Annotated in this window: 22 protein-coding genes and 3 tRNA genes; 20 read left to right on the top strand and 5 right to left on the bottom strand. The window is 65.6% G+C overall.

Translation table 11 applies throughout. The features are described 5' to 3' along the window. Positions 1 to 112: 112 nt before the first annotated feature. The 3 genes from GIW57_RS07330 (at position 113) to GIW57_RS07320 (ending at position 1614) form a co-directional block, all read left to right on the top strand. A tRNA-Gly gene (locus GIW57_RS07330) sits at positions 113 to 188 on the top strand. A 138-nt stretch (positions 189 to 326) separates the two neighbouring features. Further along, positions 327 to 1433, top strand: a complete 1107-nt coding sequence (locus tag GIW57_RS07325; protein ID WP_236509736.1) for an NAD(P)/FAD-dependent oxidoreductase — start codon at positions 327 to 329, stop codon at positions 1431 to 1433. Between the two features lie 105 nt (positions 1434 to 1538). After that, a tRNA-Gly gene (locus GIW57_RS07320) sits at positions 1539 to 1614 on the top strand. A 68-nt stretch (positions 1615 to 1682) separates the two neighbouring features. On the opposite strand, the gene GIW57_RS07315 is transcribed toward GIW57_RS07320, so the two are convergent. After that, a complete protein-coding gene (locus GIW57_RS07315; protein ID WP_236509734.1) occupies positions 1683 to 2030 on the bottom strand; it encodes a hypothetical protein in 348 nt (115 codons plus the stop codon). Positions 2031 to 2362: 332 nt separating this feature from the next. On the opposite strand from GIW57_RS07315, the gene GIW57_RS07310 reads away from it, so the two are divergent. From GIW57_RS07310 to GIW57_RS07295, 4 genes are read left to right on the top strand one after another with little or no spacing between them, the layout of a single operon-like run. After that, on the top strand, positions 2363 to 3688 hold the full coding sequence (locus GIW57_RS07310) for a TolC family protein (RefSeq protein WP_236509798.1): 1326 nt from the start codon (positions 2363 to 2365) through the stop codon (positions 3686 to 3688). Further along, on the top strand, positions 3685 to 4824 hold the full coding sequence (locus GIW57_RS07305) for an ABC transporter permease (protein WP_236509732.1): 1140 nt from the start codon (positions 3685 to 3687) through the stop codon (positions 4822 to 4824). Before GIW57_RS07310 ends, GIW57_RS07305 begins: the two co-directional genes overlap by 4 nt. 10 nt (positions 4825 to 4834) lie before the next feature. Then, entirely contained in the window at positions 4835 to 5563 is a 729-nt protein-coding gene (locus GIW57_RS07300; protein WP_236509730.1) for an ABC transporter ATP-binding protein, read from the top strand. Then, a complete protein-coding gene (locus GIW57_RS07295) occupies positions 5560 to 6471 on the top strand; it encodes an HlyD family efflux transporter periplasmic adaptor subunit (protein WP_236509728.1) in 912 nt (303 codons plus the stop codon). Before GIW57_RS07300 ends, GIW57_RS07295 begins: the two co-directional genes overlap by 4 nt. An 11-nt stretch (positions 6472 to 6482) precedes the next feature. Here GIW57_RS07295 and GIW57_RS07290 read toward each other — a convergent pair whose 3' ends face one another. Continuing rightward, positions 6483 to 6938: a hypothetical protein gene (locus GIW57_RS07290; RefSeq protein WP_236509726.1), complete on the bottom strand. Its 456-nt coding sequence runs from the start codon at positions 6936 to 6938 to the stop codon at positions 6483 to 6485. A gap of 74 nt (positions 6939 to 7012) precedes the next feature. On the opposite strand from GIW57_RS07290, the gene GIW57_RS07285 reads away from it, so the two are divergent. Both GIW57_RS07285 and GIW57_RS07280 read left to right on the top strand, forming a co-directional pair. Further along, positions 7013 to 7088, top strand: a tRNA-Gly gene (locus GIW57_RS07285). Positions 7089 to 7314: 226 nt separating this feature from the next. After that, positions 7315 to 9258 carry an integrase arm-type DNA-binding domain-containing protein gene (locus GIW57_RS07280; protein WP_034033041.1) on the top strand — a complete coding sequence of 648 codons (1944 nt, stop codon included), beginning with the start codon at positions 7315 to 7317 and terminating at the stop codon, positions 9256 to 9258. Between the two features lie 53 nt (positions 9259 to 9311). On the opposite strand, the gene GIW57_RS07275 is transcribed toward GIW57_RS07280, so the two are convergent. Continuing rightward, a complete protein-coding gene (locus tag GIW57_RS07275; RefSeq protein ID WP_034033039.1) occupies positions 9312 to 9956 on the bottom strand; it encodes a substrate-binding domain-containing protein in 645 nt (214 codons plus the stop codon). A gap of 104 nt (positions 9957 to 10060) precedes the next feature. Here GIW57_RS07275 and GIW57_RS07270 point away from each other — a divergent pair, with 104 nt between their 5' ends. Further along, positions 10061 to 10354, top strand: a complete 294-nt coding sequence (locus GIW57_RS07270; protein WP_034033038.1) for a helix-turn-helix transcriptional regulator — start codon at positions 10061 to 10063, stop codon at positions 10352 to 10354. Positions 10355 to 10371: 17 nt separating this feature from the next. Here the strand turns inward: GIW57_RS07270 and GIW57_RS07265 are convergent, their stop codons facing one another. Both GIW57_RS07265 and GIW57_RS07260 read right to left on the bottom strand, forming a co-directional pair. After that, the gene (locus GIW57_RS07265) at positions 10372 to 11262 is read right to left on the bottom strand and encodes a LysR substrate-binding domain-containing protein (RefSeq protein WP_034033034.1); all 891 of its coding nucleotides are present in this window, start codon (positions 11260 to 11262) and stop codon (positions 10372 to 10374) included. 93 nt (positions 11263 to 11355) lie between these two features. Continuing rightward, positions 11356 to 12246, bottom strand: a complete 891-nt coding sequence (locus GIW57_RS07260) for a TetR/AcrR family transcriptional regulator (protein WP_236509724.1) — start codon at positions 12244 to 12246, stop codon at positions 11356 to 11358. Here GIW57_RS07260 and GIW57_RS07255 point away from each other — a divergent pair. The 10 genes from GIW57_RS07255 to GIW57_RS07210 form a co-directional block, all read left to right on the top strand. After that, entirely contained in the window at positions 12238 to 13143 is a 906-nt protein-coding gene (locus GIW57_RS07255) for an HlyD family efflux transporter periplasmic adaptor subunit (RefSeq protein ID WP_236509722.1), read from the top strand. The genes GIW57_RS07260 and GIW57_RS07255 overlap by 9 nt on opposite strands. Then, complete coding sequence (locus GIW57_RS07250) at positions 13140 to 14933, top strand: ATP-binding cassette domain-containing protein (protein ID WP_034033029.1); 1794 nt, start codon at positions 13140 to 13142, stop codon at positions 14931 to 14933. Before GIW57_RS07255 ends, GIW57_RS07250 begins: the two co-directional genes overlap by 4 nt. Continuing rightward, positions 14930 to 16060 (top strand): ABC transporter permease, encoded by a 1131-nt coding sequence (locus GIW57_RS07245; protein WP_034033027.1) that lies wholly within the window; start codon positions 14930 to 14932, stop codon positions 16058 to 16060. Before GIW57_RS07250 ends, GIW57_RS07245 begins: the two co-directional genes overlap by 4 nt. A gap of 5 nt (positions 16061 to 16065) precedes the next feature. Further along, entirely contained in the window at positions 16066 to 17181 is a 1116-nt protein-coding gene (locus GIW57_RS07240; RefSeq protein ID WP_034033026.1) for an ABC transporter permease, read from the top strand. 14 nt (positions 17182 to 17195) lie between these two features. Next, complete coding sequence (locus GIW57_RS07235; protein WP_236509720.1) at positions 17196 to 18740, top strand: efflux transporter outer membrane subunit; 1545 nt, start codon at positions 17196 to 17198, stop codon at positions 18738 to 18740. 99 nt (positions 18741 to 18839) lie between these two features. Then, on the top strand, positions 18840 to 20720 hold the full coding sequence (locus GIW57_RS07230) for an alpha/beta fold hydrolase (protein ID WP_050159452.1): 1881 nt from the start codon (positions 18840 to 18842) through the stop codon (positions 20718 to 20720). 129 nt (positions 20721 to 20849) lie between these two features. Next, on the top strand, positions 20850 to 22265 hold the full coding sequence (locus GIW57_RS07225) for a bifunctional enoyl-CoA hydratase/phosphate acetyltransferase (RefSeq protein ID WP_034033023.1): 1416 nt from the start codon (positions 20850 to 20852) through the stop codon (positions 22263 to 22265). Between the two features lie 110 nt (positions 22266 to 22375). After that, positions 22376 to 23848 (top strand): efflux transporter outer membrane subunit, encoded by a 1473-nt coding sequence (locus GIW57_RS07220; protein WP_034033021.1) that lies wholly within the window; start codon positions 22376 to 22378, stop codon positions 23846 to 23848. A gap of 5 nt (positions 23849 to 23853) precedes the next feature. Beyond that, positions 23854 to 24927, top strand: a complete 1074-nt coding sequence (locus tag GIW57_RS07215) for an HlyD family efflux transporter periplasmic adaptor subunit (protein WP_034033044.1) — start codon at positions 23854 to 23856, stop codon at positions 24925 to 24927. Beyond that, positions 24924 to 26519: ATP-binding cassette domain-containing protein (locus tag GIW57_RS07210; RefSeq protein ID WP_236509718.1), on the top strand; the 1596-nt coding region annotated here is incomplete at its 3' end. The genes GIW57_RS07215 and GIW57_RS07210, both read left to right, overlap by 4 nt.

The raw sequence follows: 26519 nt of genomic DNA, 5'->3' as shown, positions 1-26519 counted from the left end.
GTTTGCGGTAGATCCACGCCATGCGTGGATACGCAATGTCGGCCACTCCCGCAAATCCCTGAAAAAAAGCGCTTGACGCAATCCTTGGAATAGGTAAAATTTCGCCTCCCAAGCGGGAATAGCTCAGTTGGTAGAGCGCAACCTTGCCAAGGTTGAGGTCGCGAGTTCGAGTCTCGTTTCCCGCTCCAGATTCAAGAAGAGCGCTCCCGAAAGGGGGCGTTTTTCGTTTGTCTCCAGCGCGCTTCATCCCCACTTCACCGGCACTCCATCGCCCCACCACGCGGAGGCTCGATGCTGCATCTCCCTTTTCAAGTGGTGATGCCGCGATGCCTCACACTCCCCCTGCCAACGACTACGACGTGGTCATCGTCGGCGCCAGTTTTGCAGGTGCTGCCTGCGCACTCGCCGCTGCCCAATACGGCCTGCGCGTCTGCGTGCTCGAACGCAAGGCCGACCCCGGCGAACGCCTGCACACCACCGGCATCGTGGTGAAGGAGGCCATGCAGCACACCTGGCTTGGTCGCATGCCCGAACACCTTGTGCAGCGCGTAGCGCGCGTGCGCCTGTACGCGCCGAACCTGCGCAACGTGCTGTTGACCGCACCGGGCTACTACTTCCTCACCACCGATACACCGAACCTGATGCGCTGGCTGGCCAGCGAACTGCGCGCCAGCGGCGTGGACCTGCGCCTGCAGCAGTCGTTCACCGCGGCTTGCCGGGACGGCGACGCATGGCAGGTTGAAGGGGTGGGGCGCACGGGCTATCTGGTCGGTGCTGACGGTGCACGATCGCGCGTCGCGCAGCGTACCGGGCTGGGCCAGGTGCGCGACAACCTGTACGGCGTCGAGCGCGAGTTTGCCGGCGTGCAGCTGCCGGAAGGCAACGCCTTGCACTGCTTTGTCAGCCGCCGCTTCGCACCCGGCTACATCGGCTGGGCCGCGCAGAATCCCACCGGTGTGCAGGTGGGGCTGGCCCTGCGCCACGATCCGGCCCACGCCCGCCCGCCGGATATCGAGGGTTTCCTTGAACATGTGCGCGACGTGGTCGGCCTTCCTCGCGCGGCCGAGGCTGCCGGCACCCGCGCGGGGCTGGTGCCCTGCGGATTGCCGGATGGCCCGATCACCGCGCCGGGCGTGATCCTTACCGGTGATGCGGCCGGTGTTGTTTCGCCACTGTCGGCCGGCGGCATCCACTCGTCATGGCGGCACGGCTGGGCGGTCGGCGATGCGATCGGCCTGCACCGGCGTGGCAAGGGACCAGCCGCCGAGCAGGTGGCACGGCAGGCGGCCCCCACCTTTCACCGCAAGCGCGTGCTGCGCTGGGCCATGGACCACCTGCAGCGGGACTGGCCGGTTGACGCGCTGCTGTGTACCGGCCCGGTGCGCCGGCTGGCCGAACAGATCTACTTCCACCGACGGGGCGTGCGGGTGTGACCCGGAAGCTGAACGCTGCCCCGTGAAAGGGCGGCAGAATCCTGTTGACGCCGTGCAGCAATCCCGACACAATAGCGCTCCTTCGACGCAGGTCGAACGGAATCTGCGGGAATAGCTCAGTTGGTAGAGCGCAACCTTGCCAAGGTTGAGGTCGCGAGTTCGAGTCTCGTTTCCCGCTCCAGATTCAAGAAGAACGCTCCCGCAAGGGGGCGTTTTTCGTTTGCGCGCCGCCATGCAGATGCAGCCTCGCTAGCGCGGAATGCCGCGGCTCGCGCTGCACCAGGTACGCACGTCCGCACGGTCGAAGCCGGCGCAGCTATTCTTCCGCGGGATGTACAGATAGGGCACGTCGGCCTGGTAGGTGAAGTGGTAGTAGTAGGTCTGGTCCTGGCCATACAGCCAGTAGTTCGATGAGCCGTCGTTGATCACGTAGGGCTCGAAGGAAAAGATCGACGACTGCGCGGGAATGAAGTTGCTGCGGTCCATCAGCAGCATGGTCGCGTTCGATGCCAGTGGCGTCGCCAGGCAGATCGCCATCGTGCCTACGATAAGCACGGCAATGAAGATGCCGAGCGCGCGGCGAGGACTGGATTTCAAGCGTATTGCCGTCCGGTGGAAGCGTTCAAGCCAATGTGCCGCAGTGCCCGCGAACAGTCCAGCGTTCAGCTTGGCGGCGCCCGTGAAAGGCTGGGGAAAGGCCGAGGGTTCGCAATGCAGGCACCGCATAAGCGCTGTAACGCAGCTCCGACCGATTCTCCATGTCCACTCCACAATCGCGGCGTAGCCTCCTCGGCTTCTCTCTCCACGAAGGTGGGCGGGTGGCCAGTCGTTTCACTTCCCCTGCAGTGTCCGCTCAAAGGCATGTCTCCCTGCCGCGCATCGTGCTGGGTAGCGGGGTGCTGCTGGCCAGCGTGATGCTGGCAGGCTGCATGTCGGTGCCGGTTCCGGATCTGCCTGCTCGCACTCCAACGGTCTGGAATCAACCCGCTCCTGCGCAGGGCGTCGCGGTCGATGCACGGCAGTGGTGGAAGGTGCTGGCCGATGCGCGCTTGAACGCGCTGGTGGAAGAGGCCATCGCCGGCAATCTGGACCTGCAGCAGGCCACCCTGCGGCTGCAGGCGGTACGCATGGTATCCGGCACCTCCGATGCACGTTTCCGTCCGGAGATAACGGCCAGTGCCAAGCAGGTGCAGGACGCTGCCGCGGTCGATACTTACTTCCACGCTGGTGTCGAAGCGATCTGGGATCTTGGCTTGTTTGGCGCAGCGGAAAGTGCCCGGCTGAGCGCGCAGGCGGCCAACGGAAATGCAGAGGCACTGCGCGACGCAGCGCAGGTGGCGGTGATCGCTGATGTAGTGCGCAGCTACCTGGATCTTTCCGTCGCGCAGGCGCAAGCGGATCTGTTGGGCAGGCAGCAGGCCATTGACGCACGCGGCGAGCAGCTGGGTCTGGTGCGGCAGCGCCTGCATCTGGACGAGCCTGGCGAACTGGATCGTCTGCGTGCGCGGAAGGCCGCCACGCGCGCAGCCATTGCGCAGGTGGATGAAAACGCAGGCAACGCCGCGCGTGCGCTGGCCCTGCTGCTGGGGCGCGATGGGCCGGATCCGGCCTGGAATGCCTACCGCACGCCACCGCAGTTGAGTGCTTTCACCCTGCAGCAGGTGCCGGCCGATCTGCTGCGCCATCGTCCGCAGATCCTGCTGGCCGAGGCCGATGTACTGCAGGCCACCGCAGAAAAGGGCAGCGCACGCGCGGCGATGTTCCCGAAACTGAGCCTGGGCGGCTCCATCCTGTACGCCTACAACCTCACCCAGAACGCACGCTCCAACTCCGATTCCAGCCCATCGATCGGTCCCTACATCGACATTCCGCTATGGGATTGGGGCCAGCGGCGCGCGCGCTACCAGTCCGACGACAAGCAGCTGGACGCGGCGTTGCTGGGCTATCGCAAAGCCGTGCTGCAAGGCGTGGCTGAAGTGGAAGGTGCATTGGGCAGCCTGGCCCGTCAGGACAGCAGCATCCAATCGCTGCAGGTGGCCGACGAAACTGCCCGGCAGCAGGTCGCGCGACAGGCCCGGCAGGTGCAGCTTGGCCTCTCCAGTGAGTTCGACGGGCTGGAAAGCCAGCGTGCGGTGTTGTCTGTGCATGCCGATCTGATTGGTGCGCAGGGTGCGCGCGTGCTCGCCTTCGCATCGCTGTATCGCGCCGTGGGCGGCGCACCCTTGCCGGTCGAGCCTGAAGGCGACGCGCAATGATCGCGCTTGCCCGTAAGACGCTGGTTTACGAGTGGCGCAGGTTCCTGCCGGTGGTGCTGGCCATGTGTTTCGCCGGTGTCCTGCTGATCGTGCAGGCAGCGCTGGTGCTGGGCATCTTCGGTACCGCTGCAATCTACGTGAAGGCATCGACCGCCGATGTCTGGGCTGGCTTTGCCGGTACGCAGAGCGTGAACTACGGCCATGCGATCAGCGCGGACGTCGAAAGCCGGCTGCGCATGGACCCGGATGTCACCCGCGTCGAGCCCTACGAATGGGTCGACGGCGAGTGGCGCTCCAGCGCGCAGGGCACAGGCAACGTGTCGGTGTATCTGTCCGGCATCTCCACGGCGAACGACGCGATGATGTTCTCGCGCATCCTGCCGCCTGAGCTGCGTGCACAGTTGCGCGAACCCGGTGCGGTGATCGTCGACAGTGCGGATCTGGACACGCTGGGCGTAGACCTGCGCAGCAACCGGGCCTGGATCAACGGCAAGGGGGTGCGCGTGGTCGCCGCGCAACCCGGCCTGCGCGGTCTCGGCGGCGTCAACGTGCTGGCGTCCCTGGATACCGCGCGTGCCATCGCCGGAACCGACCCGCATGAAGGCAGCACCTATTTCGTGGCGGGCACGCGTTCCCCGGAGCTGGCCGGTCGCGTGCGCGATCGCCTCAACGATTCAACGGGCCGCGCCACACCTGTCGAATTCTGGACAGCACCGGAGTTCGCCAGCCTCTCACAGCAGTACTGGCTGTTCGACACCGGAGCCGGCATCGCGGTGCTGTTCATGGCGGTCATCGTCTGCTTCGTCGGCGCGGTGATCACCAACCAGTCGTTCGCGGCGGTGGTGGCCGGGTCGGTACGCGAGTACGCCACCCTCAACGCGCTCGGAGCAGGCCGCTATGCACTGGCCCGGGTGGTGTTCGAACAGGCCGTGCTGATCGGTGGTGTCGGCATGCTGCTGGCCGCAGCCTTCAGCACGGTGGTGCTGCTGGCGGCGCAGACCCAGCGCGTGCCGGTACAGCTCACGCCGATGGTGGTTCTCGGCTGCGTGGCGCTGGTCGCGGTGATGGCCATGCTGTCGAGCATCATGGCGGTGCGCAGCGTCGTCCGTTCCGATCCATCGTTGCTGTTGCGTTGAAGGGCGACCGATGACGAACACCTCCATCATGTCCCCGACGCTGCGTGCCGACGCACTGGAAAAGGGCTTCGTGTCCGGCGATGTGCGCGTTCCCGTGCTGCGTGGCCTGTCGCTGGACATCTATCCCGGCGAACTGACCCTGGTGTCGGGCCCGTCCGGCTGCGGCAAGAGCACGTTGCTGTCGCTGATGTCCGGCCTGTCGACGCCGGATGGTGGCCGCGTGCATGCGCTGGGACAGGACGTCAGCCACATGACGCGAAGCGAGGTGGAGCGCTTCCGCCTGCATCATGTCGGTTTCGTGTTCCAGGGCTTCAATCTGTTTCCTGCGCTGACGGCCCTGGAGCAGGTGCAACTGCCGTTGGGCTATCGCGGCATGCGCAACCGCGACAGCGAGCCCTTGGCGCGGCAGGCGCTGGACGAGGTCGGTCTCTCGCATCGCAGCCACTTGCGTCCGGCGCAGTTGTCCGGCGGCGAAAAGCAGCGCGTGGCGGTTGCCCGGGCCTTCGCCAAGTCACCCACGCTGATCTTTGCCGATGAGCCCACCAGCGCACTGGACGCCGAGAACGGCCAGCGCGTGATCGACATCCTGCACCGTTATGCACGCGCACATCAGGCCACGGTGCTGTGCGTAAGCCACGATCCACGCCTGATCCGCCATGCTGATCGGGTGATCGCCATGGAAGACGGCACGGTCCGCGATGACCGTCGCCAGAACGAAACCGTAGAGCCCAACCGATGACCAGAATGCCGACGTTGTTCTCCCTCAGCATCTCCTTGGGCGCGGCCCTGCTGCTGGGTGCCTGCAGCAAGGATGCACCTGCGCCCGCGCGGCCGGCGGCGACCACGCCCGCTACCGCGGACAAGGTAGCCGTCGCCCGCGGCATCATCGATGTGGAAGGCGGGCTGATTGCACTGGTCCCATCTATGGATGGCTCCGTCAGCACCGCGCCGGTGAAGGAGGGGGCGGTGGTCCGCAAGGGCGATGTCCTGCTCTCCCTGGATGGCGCACTGCTTGAACAGGAAGTGGGCATGGCCAACGCCGATCTCGCGCTGGCTACCGACCGGCTGAAGGGCAGCCAGGCACAGCTGCGCGAGCTGGAGCGCAACGCCACGCGTCTTGCCACCGGCGCCAGCGAAGGCGTCTCTTCCAACCAGCAGGCCGACGCGGCAAAGCAGCAGCTGGCTGGCGTTCGCGCCGATGTCGATGTGGCTGGCGCGCAGGTCGAGATGGCCCAGCACAAGCTGGAGCACGCCAGGCTCAAGCTGCGGCAGATGTCGCTGACTGCGCCGGATGCCGGCACCGTGGTCGGCCAGGTGCCCGGCGTGGGTGCGTTCGTGCAGGCCGGCAAGCCGGCGATGTCACTGCTGCCGGCGCGGCCCCTGCAGGTTCGAGCCGAACTGAGCGCGGCCTATGCCGATGCGGTGCAGGTGGGCATGCGTGCGACGGTGGTGATCGATAGCGATGGCACCGAGGGCAAACCGCTGCCGGTGGCACGTGTGGTCCGCATCAGCCCGGTGTTCGCGCCGGCGCGTTTGCCGGAGGACGCAGGGCGCGGCGTGGCCAAGGTGGTGGAGTGCGTGCTGGAGTTCGAGAGTGCGGCAAAGGCGCGTGTCGGCCAGCACGTGCGGGTGGAGTTCCGGAAGTAACGGCGTGCGCTCTATGGGAGCGCGCGGGCTGCCTGCTTCCTTCTGGCCAATGCCTGCCACGCGCTGACCAGTGACACCACGCACAGCGCCAGCAGCAATCCCACATCCAGAAGCAGCAACCACAGCAGGTGCATTCCCTGTACCGGTGGCTGGTGCATCATCGATGCCAGCCACGGGAAGGTCCACGCCAGCAGCAGGACGAAGGCGATCAACAGTCGCAGCCACAGGCGATCGAATCTCCAGGGGCGCACGATCAGCGCAGCGATCACCAGCTCGACCGTACTCAACAGCGCGAACACGACAACGCTGCTGGTCGGGTAGGGCAGGGTTCCGCCATCGAAGTGCCGCAACATCCAGTAGTCCGGCGTGAAGCCCGCGTTGACCAGTGCGGCGATCACCGCCAGCCAGGTGAGGGCGGCAAGGAGCCAGAACAGGCGGACATGGCGAGGTCTCGTGGGCGGGTGCATCGGGTAGGCGAGCTGTTGACGGCGTGAAGGAATTTCGACACAATAGCGCTCCTTCGACGCAGGTCGGAGAATCTGCGGGAATAGCTCAGTTGGTAGAGCGCAACCTTGCCAAGGTTGAGGTCGCGAGTTCGAGTCTCGTTTCCCGCTCCAAATTATGATCTACAGAGTTCTACTGACGTCTGTAAGTCATTGAAAATAGGGGCTTCGGCCCCTTTTTTCATTCCAGCGAGCGCCACGGAAATCCACCCACAGCTACCATTTTTGAGTGACCAATTGAGGCACAAGAATACGGGTGGGACGGTTACCGGATAGTTGCTGGGGCTGAGCGGGAACCATGGCGAGCATAGGGCCTAAGTCATAACTTAGGAGCCTCGAAATGGCACTCTCTGATCTGACAGCCCGGCAGGCACGGACCACCGGCAAGCGCTACACCCTCTCCGACAACGACTGCTTGGGCCTGATGGTCTCTGCCGCAGGCGGCAAGTCGTGGATCTTCCGATACTACTGGCTTGGCAAGCAGAAACGCATGTCCCTGGGTGGCTATCCTGCCCTCAGCCTGCGCGAGGCTCGCGCCGAGCGGGATAAGGCTCAAGCCTTGCTCGCCAGGGGGATCGATCCCCAAATCGAACGCGACCAGCGCCGGCACGCGGCCAAGCTGGCGGGCGAATACACCTTCAAGAATGTCTTCGATGCCTGGGTCGAGCATCGCCGCAAGGAACTCAAGGAAGGCCGCCAAAGCACGCTTTCGCAGATCCTGCGCATCTTCGACAAGGACGTTCTGCCCACCCTGGGGAAGATGTCGATCTACGACATTCGCCGGCCCCAGCTCGTGGGCGTCGTGGCGGCGATCGAGAAGCGCAAAGCGTTCACCACCGCCGAGAAGGTTCGCACTTGGTTCAACCAGATGTTCCGCTATGCCCTGGTCATCGCCGAGGGGCTGGAAGTCAACCCGGCTGCGGACCTGGACGTGGTGGCCGAACCCAAGCCCCCGGTGGCCCACAACCCCTATCTGCACCTACCCGAGCTGCCCGAGTTCCTTCAGAAGCTCCGGCTTTACAACCCCCGGGGCTGGCAGACCCAGCTTGGCGTCCGGCTGCTGTTCCTGACTGGGGTGCGCACGGGCGAGCTGCGGCTGGCCGAGCCTGAGCAATTCGATCTCGACCGCGGCTTGTGGATCATCCCGCCGCAGGTCGTTAAGCAGCTCCAGGACGAAATGCGCAAGGCCGGCAAGCGGCCGCAGGACGTGCCACCTTATATCGTGCCTCTGTCGCTGCAGGCCATCGAGATCGTGCGTTATCTCCTGGGTGTGATGCGGCCGGCGCAGAAATACCTGCTGTCGCATCGGAGCGAACTCAAGAAGCGCATCAGCGAGAACACCCTCAACAAGGCCGTGCAGCTCATGGGGTATGAAGGACGCCTGACCGGCCACGGTATCCGCGGCACCATCTCGACAGCACTCAACGAGATCGGGTACCCGAAGATTTGGGTGGACGCGCAGCTTTCGCACTCAGATCCGAACAAGGTGAGTTCGGCCTACAACCACGCCAAGTACGTGGAGCCGCGCCGCCGGATGATGCAGGACTGGGCTGATCGCCTCGATTTGCTCGAACAGGGCGAATTGGAAGCCGCGAGCGCGCACCTGACCATCCGTATCGATGGGGTGCCGGCGATGGCAGAAGTGGAGGAAGCGGTGGGCGCGGTTCCCTCGGTGGCCGAGCCCGCTATCCCTGGTGTGCCGCCAGTAGTGGCCACACCGATCGTCGTGACCCCGAACAACGGTGGAGGCACGTTCCGACGACTGTCGCAGGTGCCGCCACCCCCTATGCATGCCCCGGAGCCGGAAGTGTCCGCCATCCAGCGCGAGCGCGCGGAAATGCTGGCCATCTACGAGTCGCCGAACAATCTGCCGGTCCCGCTGTTCGGCAAGCTGGCCGGGAAGTCCAAGGACCAGATCAACCGCGAGTTGAAAGCGGGCAAGCTACTGTCCATCAGCCTGGGCAACCGGGGGCAGCGGGTTCCCGATTGGCAGTTGCTGCCGCTCAAGCACAGGCTGGCCCAGGCGCTCATGAACCAGTGCCCGCACGCGGATTCGTGGGACCTATACCGCATGCTGACCCAGCCGCACCCCGACCTGGGTGATCGCGCGGCCATTGATGTGGTTATGCCGACCAATGTGCCCGTGATCATCCGGATCATTATGGGCGGCTATCCTCGCCATGAGGAGGAGTCCGAGGCCGTTGCCCTGCAGCCTATCCCCGAGGATGTGCGGCAGAGCGTCCGTAAGCTGGTGGACAACGCGGTGGTGTTTGAGGGGGGCTGACCCACAATCATCATCCTATGGTCGGGTCAATGGCCCCGGCCATAGGGGCGCTGTTACGTGGCGCCGGCCGCGGTGATTTGCAGCGCTCTGCGCTCGAACCGCTCCGAAATGGAGTCGGCTTGCGCGTGGGGCTGGTGCAGATACGTCACCATCTCATAGGGACCGTCAGAGAGCGGCCGCATGGTGATCCCCCATCCCTGACCTTGGTCGATGCGCGATTGCGCGGATACCCCGACGCCGTAGCCGGCTGCAACCCATAGCGCCAGCATCTCGAATGAAGTCACCCGCAGGATGTTCTCCTGGTCCAGTGGCATGACGGAGGCCAGTCTTTCGTCCAGCAGAGGGCAATCCTCGGCCTGCCAGCGATAGATCGGGTAGTCCTGAAGATCGGCGATGGTGAGCTTTGCCCTGTCGAGTTGTGAATACAACCGCGGCGGCACGGCGACAGCCATGCTCTCGGCCCACAAAGGTTGCGTCTTGAGGGCTGGGTCGCTGGCCCCCTGAAGCGACATCCCTGCGTCGTAGCGGCCTTCACGAAGTCCCTGAAGCAGAACGTCATCTGCAACCTCAAAAAACGAGAGGGCGACGTCTGGCTCTTCCGCGCGTTGTCGCGCGAGAAGCGCTGAAAGATGCGATGAGGGTACGCCCAGTGCTACGGCAAGTCTGAGACGGGGGTGGCGACGCGTGGCGTCGTGCATAAGAGCCCCCAAGAAGAGAATTGAGTAAGAAAACAGCCCCGTATGATACCCGTGAGTTAAATTTAACGTGGTTAAATTATCGTGACTGCTCGACGCTTCTGTTGATGCAGAAGCGTACTGTTCAACGAGGCCGTCCCCCAGGCACCACCAGGTATGAAGCCGAGCCAGCCCTGGCATTCGGGAAGGCCGTACGCGCGTTTCGTGTGGATCAGGGTGTTGCTCAGGAGGAACTGGCGGCACTGGCCGGAATTGAGCGTTCGCACATGGGCAAGATCGAGCGGGGGGAGCATTTGCCCTCCTTAGGCTTGGTACTTAAGATTGCTGCGGCACTCAGGATCAGTGGCACCAAACTGATGGCTGCAACGGAGCGCAATATGGCCCCTACTGCCGAGGTTTGAGGCTGACTTCTGAGAAGCTATCCGTCCAAACCTTCGCGTAGACGAACGATAAGCCGCTCCAGTGAGGCCGGCACATCGCCGCTGTCGGGCCGAAGCAGATAAGTTGTGATGATCGCCGACTCCACGGCCAAGGGACGAATCACGACGTCCGGTCGTTGGCTAATCGGAATTTTGGTGGCTGCCATGAAGCCGACACCATAACCGGCGCCGACCAGCGTAAGCATCATGTCTAACGAGGTTGCGTGCTCGACAACGTTCTGCCGATTTTCCAAAGGGCCAAGCAGCCGTGCTAATTCTCGGCAGTAGCCCTCACATATCTGTGGGTCGCACAAGACGAGCGGATGGCTGCCGAGTTCATCGAGCGGCACCTCCTTGTGGATGAGGAGCTCATGCCGGGCGGGTACGGCAACTACCAATGGGTCGTGCCAGATAGCTTGGGCAGTGATGCCATCGCCGACATCTGCAGCGTGTGCGAAGCCAATTGAAAAATCGCCGGCCCGCAGGCCTCGCACCTGCTCGGCCAAGGGGACTTCGCATAAGCGAATCTCGATCTCCGGTTCCTCTGCGCGACAACGCGCTAGGAAAGCTGACAGCCGTGAATCAATAGCGCCGTCAGATATAGCAATGCGTAGACTCCCTCGCAAACCTGCCGCGATTGCCCTTGCGTTGTCTTGCGCCTGCTCGAGGATAATGAATAGTCGACGGATGTCTTGCAGGAAGGCGGCACCGGCTGGGGTCAAGCGGGTCCCCCGTCTATCCCGGTCGAAGAAAACGACTCCTAACTCGTCTTCCAGTTCTTTAATCGCTCGGGACAAGGGGGGTTGCTCGATGTGCAGTCGCTCGGCAGCCCGTGTGAAGTGTAGTTCCTCGGCCAAAGCAACGAAGCATCGAAGGTGTCGTAACTCCATCTGTAGCGCCTTTTTAGTTGCAGATGCCAATTCCCTGCGCTGTCATCCCTCGTTGGACTACCGTTTAAGCCTAGCGTTAGCTTCACGACTGACTCAGCTTTTCGCCTGCTCGTATTCTTGGACGATTGCCTGCATGCCCCCCATTGCGAAGTGGAAAAGGTGTTCCACAACTGTGGCTGGCGGCATCTGAAACACTTCCTGCAAAGGTCCAGGAAAACTGCGCCCACCTACCAGCAGCATCAGGCAAGGCGCGCCGACACTCAGCAGGCACCTGGTCAGTGCGGGGTCTTCAGCCGGGATCTTCGTGATTTCACTGAGCATGCGCTTGACGAGCACCATCTTCGGCAGTGCTTCGTTCTGAAAAAGCACCTGCAGATGTGAACTCGGCGCCAGCACTTCCCTGGCCAGGATTCGCAGGTGCCAGGCTTGAGGCTCTTCGGTCGCACGTTGGACCAATTGCTCGATCAGAAAACGCAGCTTCGACGTTGGCGCCAGCTCGCTCTCGACCAGTTCGCGCAGATCGTTCACTCCCAACAGCCGCCGATGGGCCTCGGCCAGCACGGTCTGGTAGAGACCACTGCGGTTGCCGAAGTGATAGTTGATGGAGGCCAGATCCACGCGCGCTTCGGCGGCGATGGCCTTGTTGGTGGTTTCGGCGTAGCCCGTCGTGGCGAATAGTTCGCCTGTGGCCTCCAGGATTCGGGCTCGTGTCGCTTCGCCATCCGAGCGAAGACCGCGTGCGGGCTTGTTCATCCCTTGACTCTCTAGAGCAGATATGGATTGCATTCTCACCCAATTTAAAACTAAAATCAAATTAATGAAGGCGCTCCCGCCGCAGTCTTCTGCCGTCCGATCCTGATTCCTGAGACCTTTGACATGAAGAAACCTTTTATCCTCCTTGCCGCTGCCGTCACTGTTGGTCTCGTGGCGTGGGCTGCGTGGCACTTCAGTCAGCGCGACGGTGACGATGGGCTGGTGCTGCACGGCAATGTGGACATCCGCCAGATCTCGCTGGCCTTCGATGGCAGTGGCCGCGTGGCGGAAGTGCGAGCCGAAGAAGGCGACCGGGTGAAGGCCGGTGCGGTTGTGGGCCTGCTGGACACGCGCACGCTGGCCCTGCAGGCGGAGCAGGCGCAGGCGCAGATCGAGGTTCAGCAGCAGACCCTGCTGCGGCTGCGGACCGGCTCGCGTCCCCAGGAGATCGCACAGGCCCGCAGTCGGGTCACCGCGGCGCAGGCGGATGCGTCCCAAGCCGAGCAGGATCTCAAGCGTCTGCAAGGCATCGCAGCCAACACCCAAGGGCGCGGCGTCAGCGCTCAGGACCTGGATCGCGCCAGGAGTAATCACCAGGTCGCCCAGGCCAAGGTCGCCGAGCAGCGCGAAGCCTTGCGTCTGACCGAACTGGGTCCCCGGGCGGAGGAAGTCGCGGGCGCCCAGGCGCAGCTCAAAGCGGCGCAGGCACAGTTGGCGCTCCTTCAGCATCAGATCGCGCAGGGCGAGTTGAAGGTGCCCGCGGATGCGGTGGTGCGGTCGCGGCTGCTGGAGCCCGGCGACATGGCGACGCCGCAACGTCCGGTGTTGGCCTTGGCGCTGACCCAGCCCAAATGGGTGCGCGCCTATGTGGGCGAGCCCGACCTGGTCCGCGTCAAGCCGGGCATGGAGGCACAGGTGGTCGCCGATGGGCGCCCCGGCGAGCCTATCCCCGGCAAGATCGGCTACATCTCCTCGGTGGCCGAGTTCACGCCCAAATCGGTGCAGACCGAAGAACTGCGCACCAGCCTGGTCTACGAGGTGCGAGTGCTGGTCGACGACCCTCAGGACGTGCTGCGGCTGGGGCAGCCGGCAACGGTCCATCTGGCGGTGGCTGGCACTGCGCGATGAACGAGGGCAATGCAACGGTTCACCCACCGGTCCACGCTCAGGGCCTGTGCAAGACCTTCGATGCGCCGGGCGGCGGCCCGTTGCGCGCGGTAAACGACGTGTCGATGACGATAAGGGCGGGCGAGTTGACCGCCCTGGTCGGCCCGGACGGTGCCGGCAAGACCACGCTCATGCGCATGATGGCGGGACTGCTCACGCCCGACGGTGGATCGTTGCAGGTACTGGGTTGCGACGTCGCCAAGGATCCGCAGTCGGTCCAGGACCGCATCAGCTACATGCCGCAGCGATTCGGCCTGTACGAGGACCTGAGCGTGCAGGAGAACCTGGACCTGTATGCCGACCTGCACGGGGTGCCCCAGGAGGTGCGCCGCGAGCGCTTCGGGCGCATGCTGGAAATGACGGACATGGCCCGTTTCACCGAACGGCCGGCCGGCAAGCTGTCGGGCGGCATGAAACAAAAACTCGGTCTTGCCTGCACGCTGGTGCGCTCGCCGGACTTGCTGCTGCTGGACGAGCCCAGCGTGGGCGTCGATCCGCTGTCGCGCCGCGACCTGTGGAAGATCGTGCAGCAGTTGGTCGAGGACGAGAACCTCAGCGTGATCGTCAGCACGGCCTACATGGATGAAGCCGAGCGCTGCGCGCAGGTGTTCGTGATGCACGAGGGCCGGTTGCTGGCCGAAGGGGCGCCGCACGCGCTGCGCAGCCGCGCACGCGGCCTCACCTTCGTCGCCACACCGCGACCCGGTACGCCCGCGCGCGATCTGCAGGCGCGGCTGATCGATGAGGATGCGCTGATCATTGACGCCGTGCCCAAGGCCGGCGAGGTGTGGTTCATTCGCCAGCCCGAGGCGCAGGCGGATGCCGTCGATGCGTTGCTCGGCGACCTGGATCACCGGCCGCGCAGCGAGGACCTGGAAGACGCGTTCATGATGATGCTGCGCCAGCAGCAGGCCGAGGGTGCGGACAAGGAGGCCCCTGCCGAGGCGCCCGCGCCGTCGCCGCAGGTCGCGCCGGCGCGCAGCGACGACAAGCCGGTGATCGTCGTGCGCGACCTGGTGCGCAAATTTGGCGATTTCACCGCGGTCGCCAGCACATCCTTCGAGGTTGCGCGCGGGGAGATCTTCGGGCTGCTCGGCCCGAACGGCGCGGGCAAAACCACCACGTTCCGCATGCTTTGTGGTCTGCTGCCGGCCACCAGCGGCCACCTGGAAGTGGCCAGCCTGAACCTGCGCACGGCACGCGCCCAGGCGCGCGCACGGATCGGCTATGTGTCGCAGAAGTTCGCGCTGTACGGCAACCTGACCGTGCGCGAGAACCTGGAGTTCTTCGCTGGCGCCTACGGACTGCGCGGTGCTGCCATGCGTGATCGGGTGGCCGCGACCATCGAACAGTTCGGGTTGGACGCCGCTGCCGTGAGCGGGGTACTGCCGGGTGGCTACAAGCAGCGCCTGGCGATGGCGGCCGGCCTGCTGCACGAGCCGGAGATCCTGTTCCTGGACGAGCCGACCAGCGGCATCGATCCGCTGGCGCGCCGCTCGTTCTGGCGCACCATCACCTCGCTCGCCCAGTCGGGCGTCACCGTCATCATCACGACCCACTTCATGGAAGAGGCGGAGTACTGCGACCGCATCGCGATCCAGGACGCCGGCAAGATGCTGGCACTCGGCACGCCGCAAGAGGTGCGAGAGCAAGCCGGCGGCGAAGCGGGTGGCGACATGAACAGTGCCTTCATCGCCGTCGTCGAACAGGGCCGCGCCCAAAGCAGGCACGCGCAAGGAGGGGACAAGTGACCACCTCCGGCTTCGCAAGGCGGTTCACCGCACTGCTGCGCAAGGAAGTGCGCCAGATGCTGCGCGACAAGAGCAACCTGGCCGTCGGCCTGCTGCTTCCGGTCGCACTGATCCTGCTGTTCGGCTACGGCTTGTCGTTCGACGTGAAGAATGCGCCGATCGCGGTGGTGCTCGAAGACAGCTCACCCACCGCACGCGAGGTCGTCGCAGGCCTGCAAGGCTCCGCCTACCTGTCTCCGACGTTGACCACCAGCATGACGCAGGCCGAAGCCCGCATGCGGGCCGGCGAGATCGACGCGATCGTGCGCATTCCGATGGACTTCTCGCGTCGCCTGGCGACCGGCGACGCGACAATCCAGATCGTGCTCAACGGCGTGGAGTCGACCACCGCGTCGGCTGTCGAGGGCTACGTGAGCGGTGCAATCGGCGTCTGGGCGCAGCGCCAGGGAGACCGCGCAGGCGGCAAGGCCCCAGCGGGCGCGAGCGTTGAGGTGGTGCAGCGCACCTGGTTCAACGAGGCCAACAACAGCTCCTGGTACCTGGTCCCCGGCCTCATCGTGCTCGTGCTCACGCTGGTGGGGGCTTTCCTGACTTCGCTGCTGATCGCCCGGGAGTGGGAGCGCGGCACGCTGGAATCGCTGTTCGTCACGCCGGTGCGTCCGACCGAACTCGTGCTCGCCAAGCTCACGCCCTATCTGGCGATCGGCGCGATCGACCTGACGCTGTGCCTGCTGGCCGCCCGGTTCCTGTTCGAGGTGCCGATGCGCGGCTCGCTGTGGATCATCGTCCTGGCGTCGATGCTGTATCTCGCCGTGTCGCTGCTGCTGGGGCTGTTCATCTCGGGCAAGACGCGCAACCAGTTCCAGGCCAGCCAGATGGCGCTGCTGACCAGCTTCATGCCCGCCATGATGCTGTCGGGCTTCGTGTTCGACCTGCGCAACGTGCCGGTGGTGATCCAGGTGATCAGCCAGTTGTTGCCGGCCACGCATTTCATGGGCCTGATCAAGACGCTGTTCCTAGCGGGCGACCACTGGCCCACCATCGTGCGCAGCCTGCTGATCCTCTCGGCATACGCCGTGGTGCTGACCTACGCGACGCGGCGCACGCTGCGCAAGACATTGGATTGACCGCCATGACGTCCTTTATTGCCACCCTCGCGCAGATCGGCGCCCTGGTCAAAAAAGAGATCCTGGCGCTGGTCAAGGAGCCCTCCAGCCGGGCCATCCTGTTCCTGCCCGCGCTGCTGCAGGCCCTGCTGTTCGGCTACGGCGCGACTTACGACCTCAAGTACGTTCCGTATGCCGTGCTGGACCAGAGCCGCAGCGCGGCGTCGGTCGAACTGCTGTCGCGGCTGGACGGCACCGGCGTGTTCGAACGCGAGGCCACGCTGACCTCGCCCGAGCAGATCGCCGGCCAGGTCGACGCCGGCAAGGCGCTGATGGTGGTCAGCATTCCTTCGGACTTCCATACGCGCCTGGCGGCCGGACAGCGGGCACCTCTGCAGATCATCCTGGACGGGCGCAATTCGTCGACCGCGGGCTCGGCCGCCGGCTACGTCGGCTCCATCGTGGCCGACTACAACGCCTCGCTCGGAAGCGGCGCACAAGGCGTCACGATCGAGCGGCGCGCCTGGTACAACCCCAACCTGGAATCGCGCTGGAACCTCATGCCGGCGCTGATCGCGGCATTGAGCATGATGCAGACCCTGCTGCTATCGGCGCTGTCGGTGGCCCGCGAGCGCGAGCAAGGCACGTTCGACCAGTTGCTGGTCACGCCGCTCACGCCGATGCAGATCCTGATCGGCAAGGCGCTCCCGGCGATCCTGGTCGGGCTCATCCAGTCCACCGTCATCTTCCTGATCATCCGGTTCTGGTTCGAGATCCCGATGAACGGGTCGGTGTGGCTGCTGTACCTCGGGCTCATCACCTTCACCATCGCGGCGGTCGGGGTCGGACTGTCGATCTCCGCCCTGTCGCTGACCATGCAGCAGGCGATGCTCTACACGTTCTTGCTGATCATGCCGCTGATGCTGCTGTCCGGCCTGCTCACGCCGGTGCGCAACATGCCGCAAGTGCTGCAGCTTGCCACCTATGTCAATCCGCTGCGGTTCGGCATGAGCATCGTGCGCCGCGTCTATCTCGAAGGCGCGGGCTTCGGCGACGTGGCGCTGGAGTTCATCCCCTTGCTCGTGCTGGCCGCCATCACGCTGCCGCTGGCGGCGTGGCTGTTCCGCAACCGTCTCTCTTGATCACGGGTACCCGTATGTTCGATTTGCAGCGCCACATTCCTCATCCAACACGCCGCGGCCTGGCGAACTGCGCATTGGCGGTGGCCCTGGCAGCGGCATTGGCCGGCTGCGCGGTCGGGCCGGATTTCGTGAAACCGACGCCCGTGGCCCCGGACGATTGGACGAGCTGGCGCAGCGCCGAGGATTCCCTGCGCGCGTTGGGCGCTGCCGACCAGCCCCTGCCCCCGCACTGGTGGCAGGCCTTCAACGATCCGGTGCTGGACAACCTGACGCAGCGGGCCTTGGTTTCCAGCCCGGACCTGCAGACCGCCGCGCTGCACTTTGCGCAGGCCCGCGTCCAGCGCAGCACGACGGCCGCCCAGCGCGGGCCGGAGGTAGGTGTCAGCGGGAGCGCCAATCGCCAGCGCCAGAGCGAGTACGGTGCCGGCACCCGCATGATCGACGCGATCGGCGGCGATCGCGAGAGCCTGGTGAATGTGTTGAGCGAGCCGTTCACGCTGTATCAGGCCGGCTTCGACGCATCATGGGAAGTAGACCTGTGGGGGCGCGTGCGGCGCTCCATCGAGGCCGCTGATGCCGACGTGGACCGCCAGGCGGCACTGCTGGACCTTGCTCGGCTGACACTGGTCAGCGATGTGGCCCGCAACTACTTCGAACTGCGCACCACGCAGCGCCAGATCCTCCTGGCGCGCGAGGACATCACGGCGTTGGAGGATCGGTTGGGCATCCTGCAGGCCCGGGTGGATGGCGGCGTCATCGACCACCTGAACCTGGAGCAGCAACGCGCGGAGCTTGCGGCCATCAAGGCGCAGTTGCCCGGCCTGCTGGCCCAGGAAGGCGCGAGCGCCAACCAGATCGCGTTGTTGCTGGGCGAGCGCCCCGGCGCGCTGCGCGAGACGCTGGCAGCGCCCCCTGCCAGCGACGGCACGACGGCGCTTCCCGATCTCGCGCTGGGTTTGCCTTCGGAAGCGGCGCTGCGCCGACCCGACATCCGAGCCGCCGAAGCCCGGCTGCATCGGGCGACCGCGAGCATCGGCGTGGCGCGGGCGGACCTGTACCCCAGCATCCGGCTTGGCGCGCGCTTTGGTTACGAGTCCTACCTGAGTGGCGAGTTCTCCGACTGGGGCAGCCGCGCCTGGTCGGTCGGGCCCAGCCTGAACCTGCCTTTGTTCGACGGTGGCCGGCGCAGGAGCGTGGTGCAACTGCGCGAGCTGGAGCAGCAGGAAGCGGCCGTGAGCTACCAACAGACGGTACTACAGGCGTGGCAGGAGATCGATGACGCGCTTAGCGCCTACAACGCGGAGCAGCAGCAAGCGCAGCAATTGCAAGCCCGGGTGCGCAGTGCGGCAGACGCCTATCAACTGGCCCAGGCGCGCTACGACGGCGGGACGGCCGACTTCATCACGGTGCTCGACAGCCAGCGCAGCTTCCTGCAGGCGCGCCGCGACCTGACGGCCAGCCAAGGGCGGCTGAACAACCGCTACGTGACGATCCAGAAGGTGGTAGGCAACGCCCCCCAGGTTGAGAAGCCGACGGCGGCTGCGACATCAGGGGAATGACACGACGTGGCACACAACACACTGGCGACGCAGCCCCGGACACGTAGGAGAGTACTTGGCAGGCAAAGACGCCCCGTCAGGTGCCTCCTGCTGGCCGTCATGGCGTCGCTGTGTGTGGGGTGCGCCGGTGTCAAGGTGGGAACCGTCAGCCCCGAGGACTACATCTCCCAGCGACGCGGGGATGTGCTGACCACCGGCAAGCTCAGCGCCTCGGCCCGCGACGTGCTCACGAGTCTTGCGATCTCGCCAGAGCGATGCCGGGAGAATGTCAGCGACTGCGCCCAGTTGCTGACGCGCAGCGATGTCATTGGCATGGAACGTCAACTCGCCACGGCAGCGGAGCTGTGGTTGCAGGAAGCCATGCGCCAGGAGCGGCAAGGCGTGACCGGCCACCAGCGCTTCGAGGGCCTGTTGGGGGCCTATCTGCAGGTGGCGCGCCATGCCTACGCCTATCTGTTCTTCACCCCACGCCTGCCGGGGGATCGGGCGTTCGAGGATCGCCAGACGCAAGTTCGCGACTACTACAACTATGCGGCGCAGCAGGCGGCCGCGCTGTTGTTCGAGCAGTACCGCGACGCGCGGCAGCATGTCGGAGATAGCATCCAGGTGGGCGATTGGCTGCTGCGTGGAGACATGTCCGGCGTGTACCAGAACGGCCCCCCACCACGTGCAAGCGAACTGCTCCCGGCGTCGCGGCTCACCTTCCAGGGCATCCGAAGCATCTACCGGCGTGACGGCTTCGGGGCCGAACTCGTGGTGGCGACCGGTGCTGGGGACGAGGACCGCGCGGCTTCGGCGCACGCCTATAGCGAGACACCATATCGGCCGGTCACGGCCATCCTGGCCTTTCCGGGAAGCACGCTGGAGCAGGTGCTTCGCGCTCGCGAAGTCACCCTGGTCGGATACGACCCCTACCGGCACGACGGCCTGCAGATCCAGGGCACCTCGGTGCCGCTCGCAGCCAACTTCACCTCCGCCTACGGTCTGTGGCTGGCGCGCTCGGGGTTTTCCGTGCAGGCCCTGCGCACGGTCCTGGGCAGGAGCCGCAGCCTGGACGCCCCGCATGTCTATCTGATGCAGCCCTTCGACCCCAACCGCCGGGTCATCATCATGCTGCACGGATTGGCCAGCAGTCCCGAGGCCTGGATCAACGTCGCCAATGACATCATGGGCGATGAAGCGTTGCGCCAGCGCTACCAGGTCTGGCAGGTGTACTACCCCACCAATGCGCCTCTTGCGTACAACCACGCGGCGATTCGGAGCGCGCTCACCGCGACCTTCCAGCATTTCGATCCTTCGGGCGCCACCGCCGCCTCGCGCGACATTGTCGTCGTCGGCCACAGCATGGGCGGAGTGCTGGGCCGATTGCTGGTCTCGTCCTCCGGCAGTGTGCTGCTCGATACGGTCAAGGCGGGCCGCCAACTGGAGGGCGAGCGGTTCGAGAGATTCCGAACCGCGGTCGAGGGCTTTTTGAGCTTCGAGCCATACCCGGGCGTGACGCGCGCGATCTTCATTGCGGCGCCCCACAGAGGGACCCCATTCGCGGGCAACCGGCTCTCGCGGTTCCTCTCCGGACTCATCACGTTGCCGGCACAAGTGGTCAATCGGGCGGTACGACTGCAGCAGGTCATCGGTGACAAGGAGGTCACGCCAGCCAGCTTGCCGACCTACTTACCCAACGGGGTCGACAACCTGAGGGATTCTGACCCCTTCATCCGCGCCGCAGCCGAGCTCCCGATTTCTGCCAGCGTGCGCTACCACAGCATCGTTGCGAACCACACGCCGGACAGGGCCCTCGTCGATTCCGATGACGGCCTCGTGCCATACCGCAGCGCACATCTTGCCGGCGCGCAATCGGAGCTGGTCATCCCGTTTTCCCACAGCGTGCAAGAGACCCCGGAGGCGATCCTGGAGGTGCGACGCATTCTTCGCGAGCACCAGCGGGCGATTCCGGGGCCAGGGAGCACAACGCGTGAGTGATCTTGTTCAGACGTCGGCCAGACAGCCGTTCCCCGTTGCACGGGAGCCTTCGGGGGATCCGTGCTCAGGGCGCGGTGCCGCGCCGGCGACAGATCCTCCTGCTCCATATGCCAACCAGAGTGCGACACCATGACAAACGATCCCAGCAAACAATCCCCGCCGCCTGGAGTGCAGCGCGGTACCGACGGCATCTCCGTGGGCCACTCCGCGCGCGTCGAGCGTGTGCTCACCCTGGACAACCTTCAGTTGGGTGTGGCGCTTGCCAGTGACACCGTTCCCGCAGAGGGGAACACGCGAACCGTGGCCTCCATGCGTGGCAGTGCCTGGGTCGGCATCGGCACCTGGCTCGGGGGATTGATCGCCTCGGCGATCGGCGAGTGCCTGTCCGGCACCCGTCTGGTCTGCCGTGGACAGCGCCTGCGGTTTCTGGCGCCGGTCCGTCTGGGTGATCGCCTTCGGGCCGAGGTAACCGTCACCGAGCACCATCCGGCAACGGGTCGCATGGTCCTGCACTGTGCCTGCTCCAACCAGGACGGCATATCGGTCGCCGACGGCGAAGTGGAGGTGGCACCCAGCGATGTGCCCGGCGGCGACGATCAGATCGATATCGGGCTGAGCGTGGATGTGGGCGGCAGCATGCAGCGCATGCTGTCTCACGTTCAGACGCTGGACGCCATCCGTGTCGCGGTCGTACATCCCTGCGACGAAGCCAGCCTGTCAGCCGCGCTGGATGCACGCCGGGCCGGACTGATCGAGCCTGTCCTGGTGGCCCCGCGCGCCAAGCTGGACGTGGTTGCCCAGCAACACGGGCTGGATCTGACCAGCATCGAGGTCATCGACGTACCGCACAGCCACGCAGCTGCCGAACGCGCGGTCGAGATGGCCGGCAATGGCGAGGTCGAGGCCTTGATGAAGGGCAGCCTGCACACCGACGAGCTGATGGCCGCCATCCTCGCACCGGCCAGCCGGCTTCGCACCAAGCGACGCATCAGCCACTGTTTCGTGTTGCAAACGCCTGGTTACCCCCGGCCCTTCATCGTCACCGATGCCGCGATCAATCTGGCACCGGACCTGGCGCAGAAAGCCGACATCGTGCGCAATGCCATCGAGCTGGCCCACGTCATCGGCGTGGCCGATCCCAAGGTCGCCATTCTGGCGGCGGTGGAGACTGTCAACCCGGCCATGCCCGCGACGCTGCACGCGGCGGCGCTGTGCAAGATGGCCGACCGAGGGCAGATCGTCGGCGGTGTGCTGGATGGACCGCTGGCGTTCGACAACGCCATCTCGGCCGTGGCGGCACGAACCAAAGGCATCGTCTCGGCAGTGGCAGGACAGGCCGACATCCTGGTGGTCCCCGACTTGGAGAGCGGCAACATGCTTGCCAAGCAATTGATCTACCTCGGACAGGCGGCCAGTGCCGGCATCGTGCTTGGTGCCAAGGTTCCGGTGATCTTGACCAGCCGCGCCGACAGCCGCCAGGCACGGGTCGCGTCCTGCGCCATAGCTCTGATGCTGGCGCACCAGTACAGGCAGACGCCGCCATGACGCCGTTGTCCACACCCACCACGCTCAGGGGCAATCCCCACAGCGTGTCTTGCCCGCGCTGTGCGTCGATGCCACAGCCTCCTGCTTTTGTTCGATGGACTCGATCTCACATGCACAGCCATTCGTTAAGACTGGCCGTCTGCGCCGCCGCCCTGTTGATGAGCGGCTGCGCCTCGATGGCACCTGCGCTCGACAAGCCGGCCGTGGCGATGCCCGCGGCGTACGCGCACGGCACGCCATCCGGGGCGCAGGGTTCTACCGCAGCCGCGACCCTGGCCTGGCGTGACTACTTCACCGACCCCGTGCTGGCGCAGCTGATCGCGCAGGCGCTCGCGAACAACCCGGACATGCGCACTGCGGTGCTGCGGGTCAGGGAGGCACAGGCCGCCTACGGAGTGCAGCGCGCCGACCGGCTGCCTACCATCGGCGTGGGCCTGGACGCCACGCGGGCGCGCACGCCGGCCGACCTGAGCCTGAGCGGCCGAGCGGCCACCGCCAGCCAGTACCAGGCCGGGCTGGGCCTGAGCAGTTGGGAGATCGACCTCTGGGGGCGCATCGCGAGCCTCAATGAAGCGGCGCTGCAGAGCTTCCTGGCCACCGACGCGGCCCGTCGTGCGGTGAGCGTCTCGCTCGTCGCCGAGGTGGCCGATGCCTACTTGGGCCTGCGCGAATTGCAGGAGCGATTGCGGCTGGCACAGGCAAGCGAAACCAGCCAGCGCGAGTCGCTGCGCATCTTCACCCGGCGCCTGGAGGTGGGCTCTGCTTCCCGTCTTGAACTGACGCAGGTGCAGACCCTGCTGACCCAGGCCGAGTCCCTGGTCGTGCAGGTGCAGCAGGAGCGTGACGCGCAAAGATTGGCCCTGAGCATCCTGGTGGGCGATCTGTCGGATGCCGCGATTCCGATGGACGATGCCACTGCAGTCGACGCGGACATCCTGGCTCCGGTGTCACCGGGCCTGCCTTCGGACCTGCTGTACAGCAGGCCCGACGTCGTTGCCGCAGAGCACCAATTGCGGGGCGCCAATGCCAACATCGGTGCGGCACGCGCGGCGTTCTTCCCGCGCATCAGCCTCACCGCCTTTGGCGGCGCCGCCAGTACGGAGCTGGACCAGCTGTTCCGAGGCGCCAACCGCGCTTGGAGTTTCGCGCCCAGCCTGTCGCTGCCGATCTTCGATGCAGGACGCAATCGCTCGAACCTGGAGCTGGCCGAGGTGCGCAAGAACCTGGCCGTGGTGCAGTACGAGCAGACGGTGCAGAACGCCTTTCGCGACGTGGCCGATGCGCTGTCGGCGCAGCATTGGCTCGAACGCCAGGTCGGTATCCAGCAGCGCGCCGTCCAAACGCAGATCGAGCGCGCGCGGCTGTCCCGCCTGAGCTACGACAACGGCGCGTCTCCGTTTCTCGACGTGCTGGATGCCGAGCGCAACCTGATCTCATCCCAGCAGCAACTGGTTCAGACACGTCGCGCATTGCTATCGAGCCGCATTGCGCTGTACGCCGCATTGGGCGGTGGAACGCAGGATTCCGGCGATGCGCCGCTGTCGTCCACGCAGCCCCTTCCTACCGCCCCTTATTCGCGTTGATGACCATGGCCCTATCTCTGAACAAAAAACTGATTCTCCCCGTTGTGGCGATCGCGTTGGCCGCCGCTGGCTGGTACGCGTGGCAACACTTTGCCCTCGGGCAAGACGACGGCTCCGTCATCGGCGGCAACGGACGCATCGAGGCCACCGAGGTCGATATCGCCACCAAGCTGGCAGGCAGGGTGAGCGACATCCTGGTCGACGAGGGTGCCTTCGTGAAGGCGGGCCAGACACTGGCCACCATGCAGGTGCAGACCCTGGAGGCGCAGTTGCGCGAAGCGCAGGCGCAGCGCCAACAGGCGATCAACGCCGTGGCCAGCGCCCAGGCCCAGGTGGCGATGCGCGAGAGCGACAAGACTGCGCTGGTGGCCCAGATGCGCCAGACCGAAGCCGAGCTCAATGCCGCCAGGCGGCGGCTCGTCCGTTCCGAGACGCTCGTCAAGGAAGGCGCCACCTCCACGCAGACGCTCGACGATGACAGCGCCCGCGCGCTCAGCGCCGATGCCGCCGTCGCTGCGGCCCGGGCGCGCGTGGCCTCCGCCGATGCCGCCATCACGGCCGCGCGAACACAAGTGACCAGCGCACAGTCCCAGGTCGCCGCAACGGACGCCACGCTGGAGCGCATCCAGTCCGAGATCGACGACAGCCAGCTCAAGGCGCCGCGCGACGGCCGGGTGCAGTTTCGTGTGGCGCAGCCGGGCGAGGTGCTGGGTGCCGGCGGCCGGGTGATGAACATGATCGACCTGTCGGACGTTTACATGACCTTCTTCCTGCCCACTGAAGCGGCGGGACGGCTGGCGTTGGGCTCGGAGGTGCGCATCGTGCTGGACGCGGCGCCGGACTACGTGATTCCGGCCAAGGTCTCCTTCATCGCCAGCGCTGCCCAGTTCACGCCCAAGACGGTGGAGACCGCCAGCGAGCGCCAAAAGCTGATGTTCCGCGTGCGCGCACACATCGACCGCGAGTTGCTGCGCAAGCACCTGGAGTACGTGAAGACTGGCTTGCCCGGTGAGGCCTGGGTGCGGCTCGATGACTCGCAGGAGTGGCCAGCCCGACTCGCCCTGAAGGTCCAGCCATGACGCAATCGGCGCTGGTCACAAGCACGGACGTCGTCCGCCTTGAGCAGGTGGAACTGCACTACGGCAAGATCCGGGCGCTGGCCGGCATCACGCTGGACGTCCCAGCGGGGCGCATGGTGGGCTTGATCGGCCCCGATGGCGTCGGCAAGTCGAGCCTGCTGTCGCTGGTGGCGGGCGCCCGCGCAGTGCAGGGCGGACACGTGCAGGTGCTGGGTGGCGACATGGCGAGCCGGCGCCACCGCAACGCGGTCTGCCCGCGCATCGCCTATATGCCGCAAGGGCTGGGCAAGAACCTCTATCCGACACTGTCGGTGGAAGAGAACCTGCAGTTCTTCGCGCGCCTGTTCGGCCACGACGCGGCCGAGCGGCGCCGGCGCATCGACGATCTCACTGCAGCCACCGGCCTGCACAAGTTCCTGGCGCGCCCGGCCGGCAAGCTCTCCGGCGGCATGAAGCAAAAGCTCGGCCTGTGCTGCGCACTGATCCATGACCCGGACCTCCTGATCCTGGACGAGCCCACCACGGGCGTCGATCCGCTGGCCCGTGCGCAGTTCTGGGACCTGATCGCGCGCATTCGCACCGATCGCCCCGCGATGAGCGTGATCGTCGCCACGGCCTACATGGACGAGGCGCAGCGCTTCGACTGGCTGGTCGCCATGGACGATGGCCAGGTACTGGCGACCGGCACGCCCGCGCAACTGCTGTCGCGTACCAGCAGCGATTCGCTGGAGGCCGCATTCATCGCGTTGCTGCCCGAAGACAAGAAGCGTGGCCACCAGCCGGTGGTGATCCCGCCGCTGCAAGCCTCGGAAGACGACATCGCCATCGAAGCCGATGGGCTGACGATGCGCTTCGGCGACTTCGTCGCGGTGGACCACGTCTCCTTCCGCATTCGCCGCGGCGAGATCTTCGGCTTCCTCGGCTCCAATGGCTGCGGCAAGAGCACCACCATGAAGATGCTCACCGGGCTGCTGGAGGCGAGCGAGGGCCGGGCCTGGCTGTTCGGCCACGAGATCGATCCGCGGGACATCGCAACCCGTCGGCGGGTCGGCTACATGTCCCAGGCCTTCTCGCTGTATGGCGAGTTGACCGTCCGGCAGAATCTGGCACTGCACGCCCGGCTGTTCCAGGTGCCCGAGGAGGACATCGACGCGCGGGTGGCCGAGATGGAGCAGCGCTTCGGGCTGGGCGAGGTGCAGGACAGCCTGCCCGAGAGCATGCCGCTGGGCATGCGCCAGCGGCTGTCGCTCGCCGTGGCGATGGTGCATAAGCCGGAGTTGCTGATTCTTGACGAGCCGACTTCTGGCGTGGACCCGGTCGCGCGCGATGCCTTCTGGCGGCTGCTGGTCGAGCTGTCGCGTCGCGACAAGGTCACCATCTTCATCTCCACCCACTTCATGAACGAGGCCGAGCGCTGCGATCGCATGTCGATGATGCATGCCGGCAAGGTGCTCGATAGCGACACGCCGGCCAATCTGGTAGAAAAACGCGGGGCGCAGACACTGGAAGAAGCCTTCATCGGCTACCTGGTCGAAGCCGGCGGCGGTGCGCCCCAGGCCGACACGCCTGTCGGCGCAGGCCCCGCCCAGGCC

The sequence above is a fragment of the Stenotrophomonas sp. PA-6-5C genome, from assembly GCF_021605635.1.
Classification (GTDB): domain Bacteria; phylum Pseudomonadota; class Gammaproteobacteria; order Xanthomonadales; family Xanthomonadaceae; genus Stenotrophomonas; species Stenotrophomonas lactitubi.
This window is presented reverse-complemented; position numbering and strand designations above follow the sequence as displayed.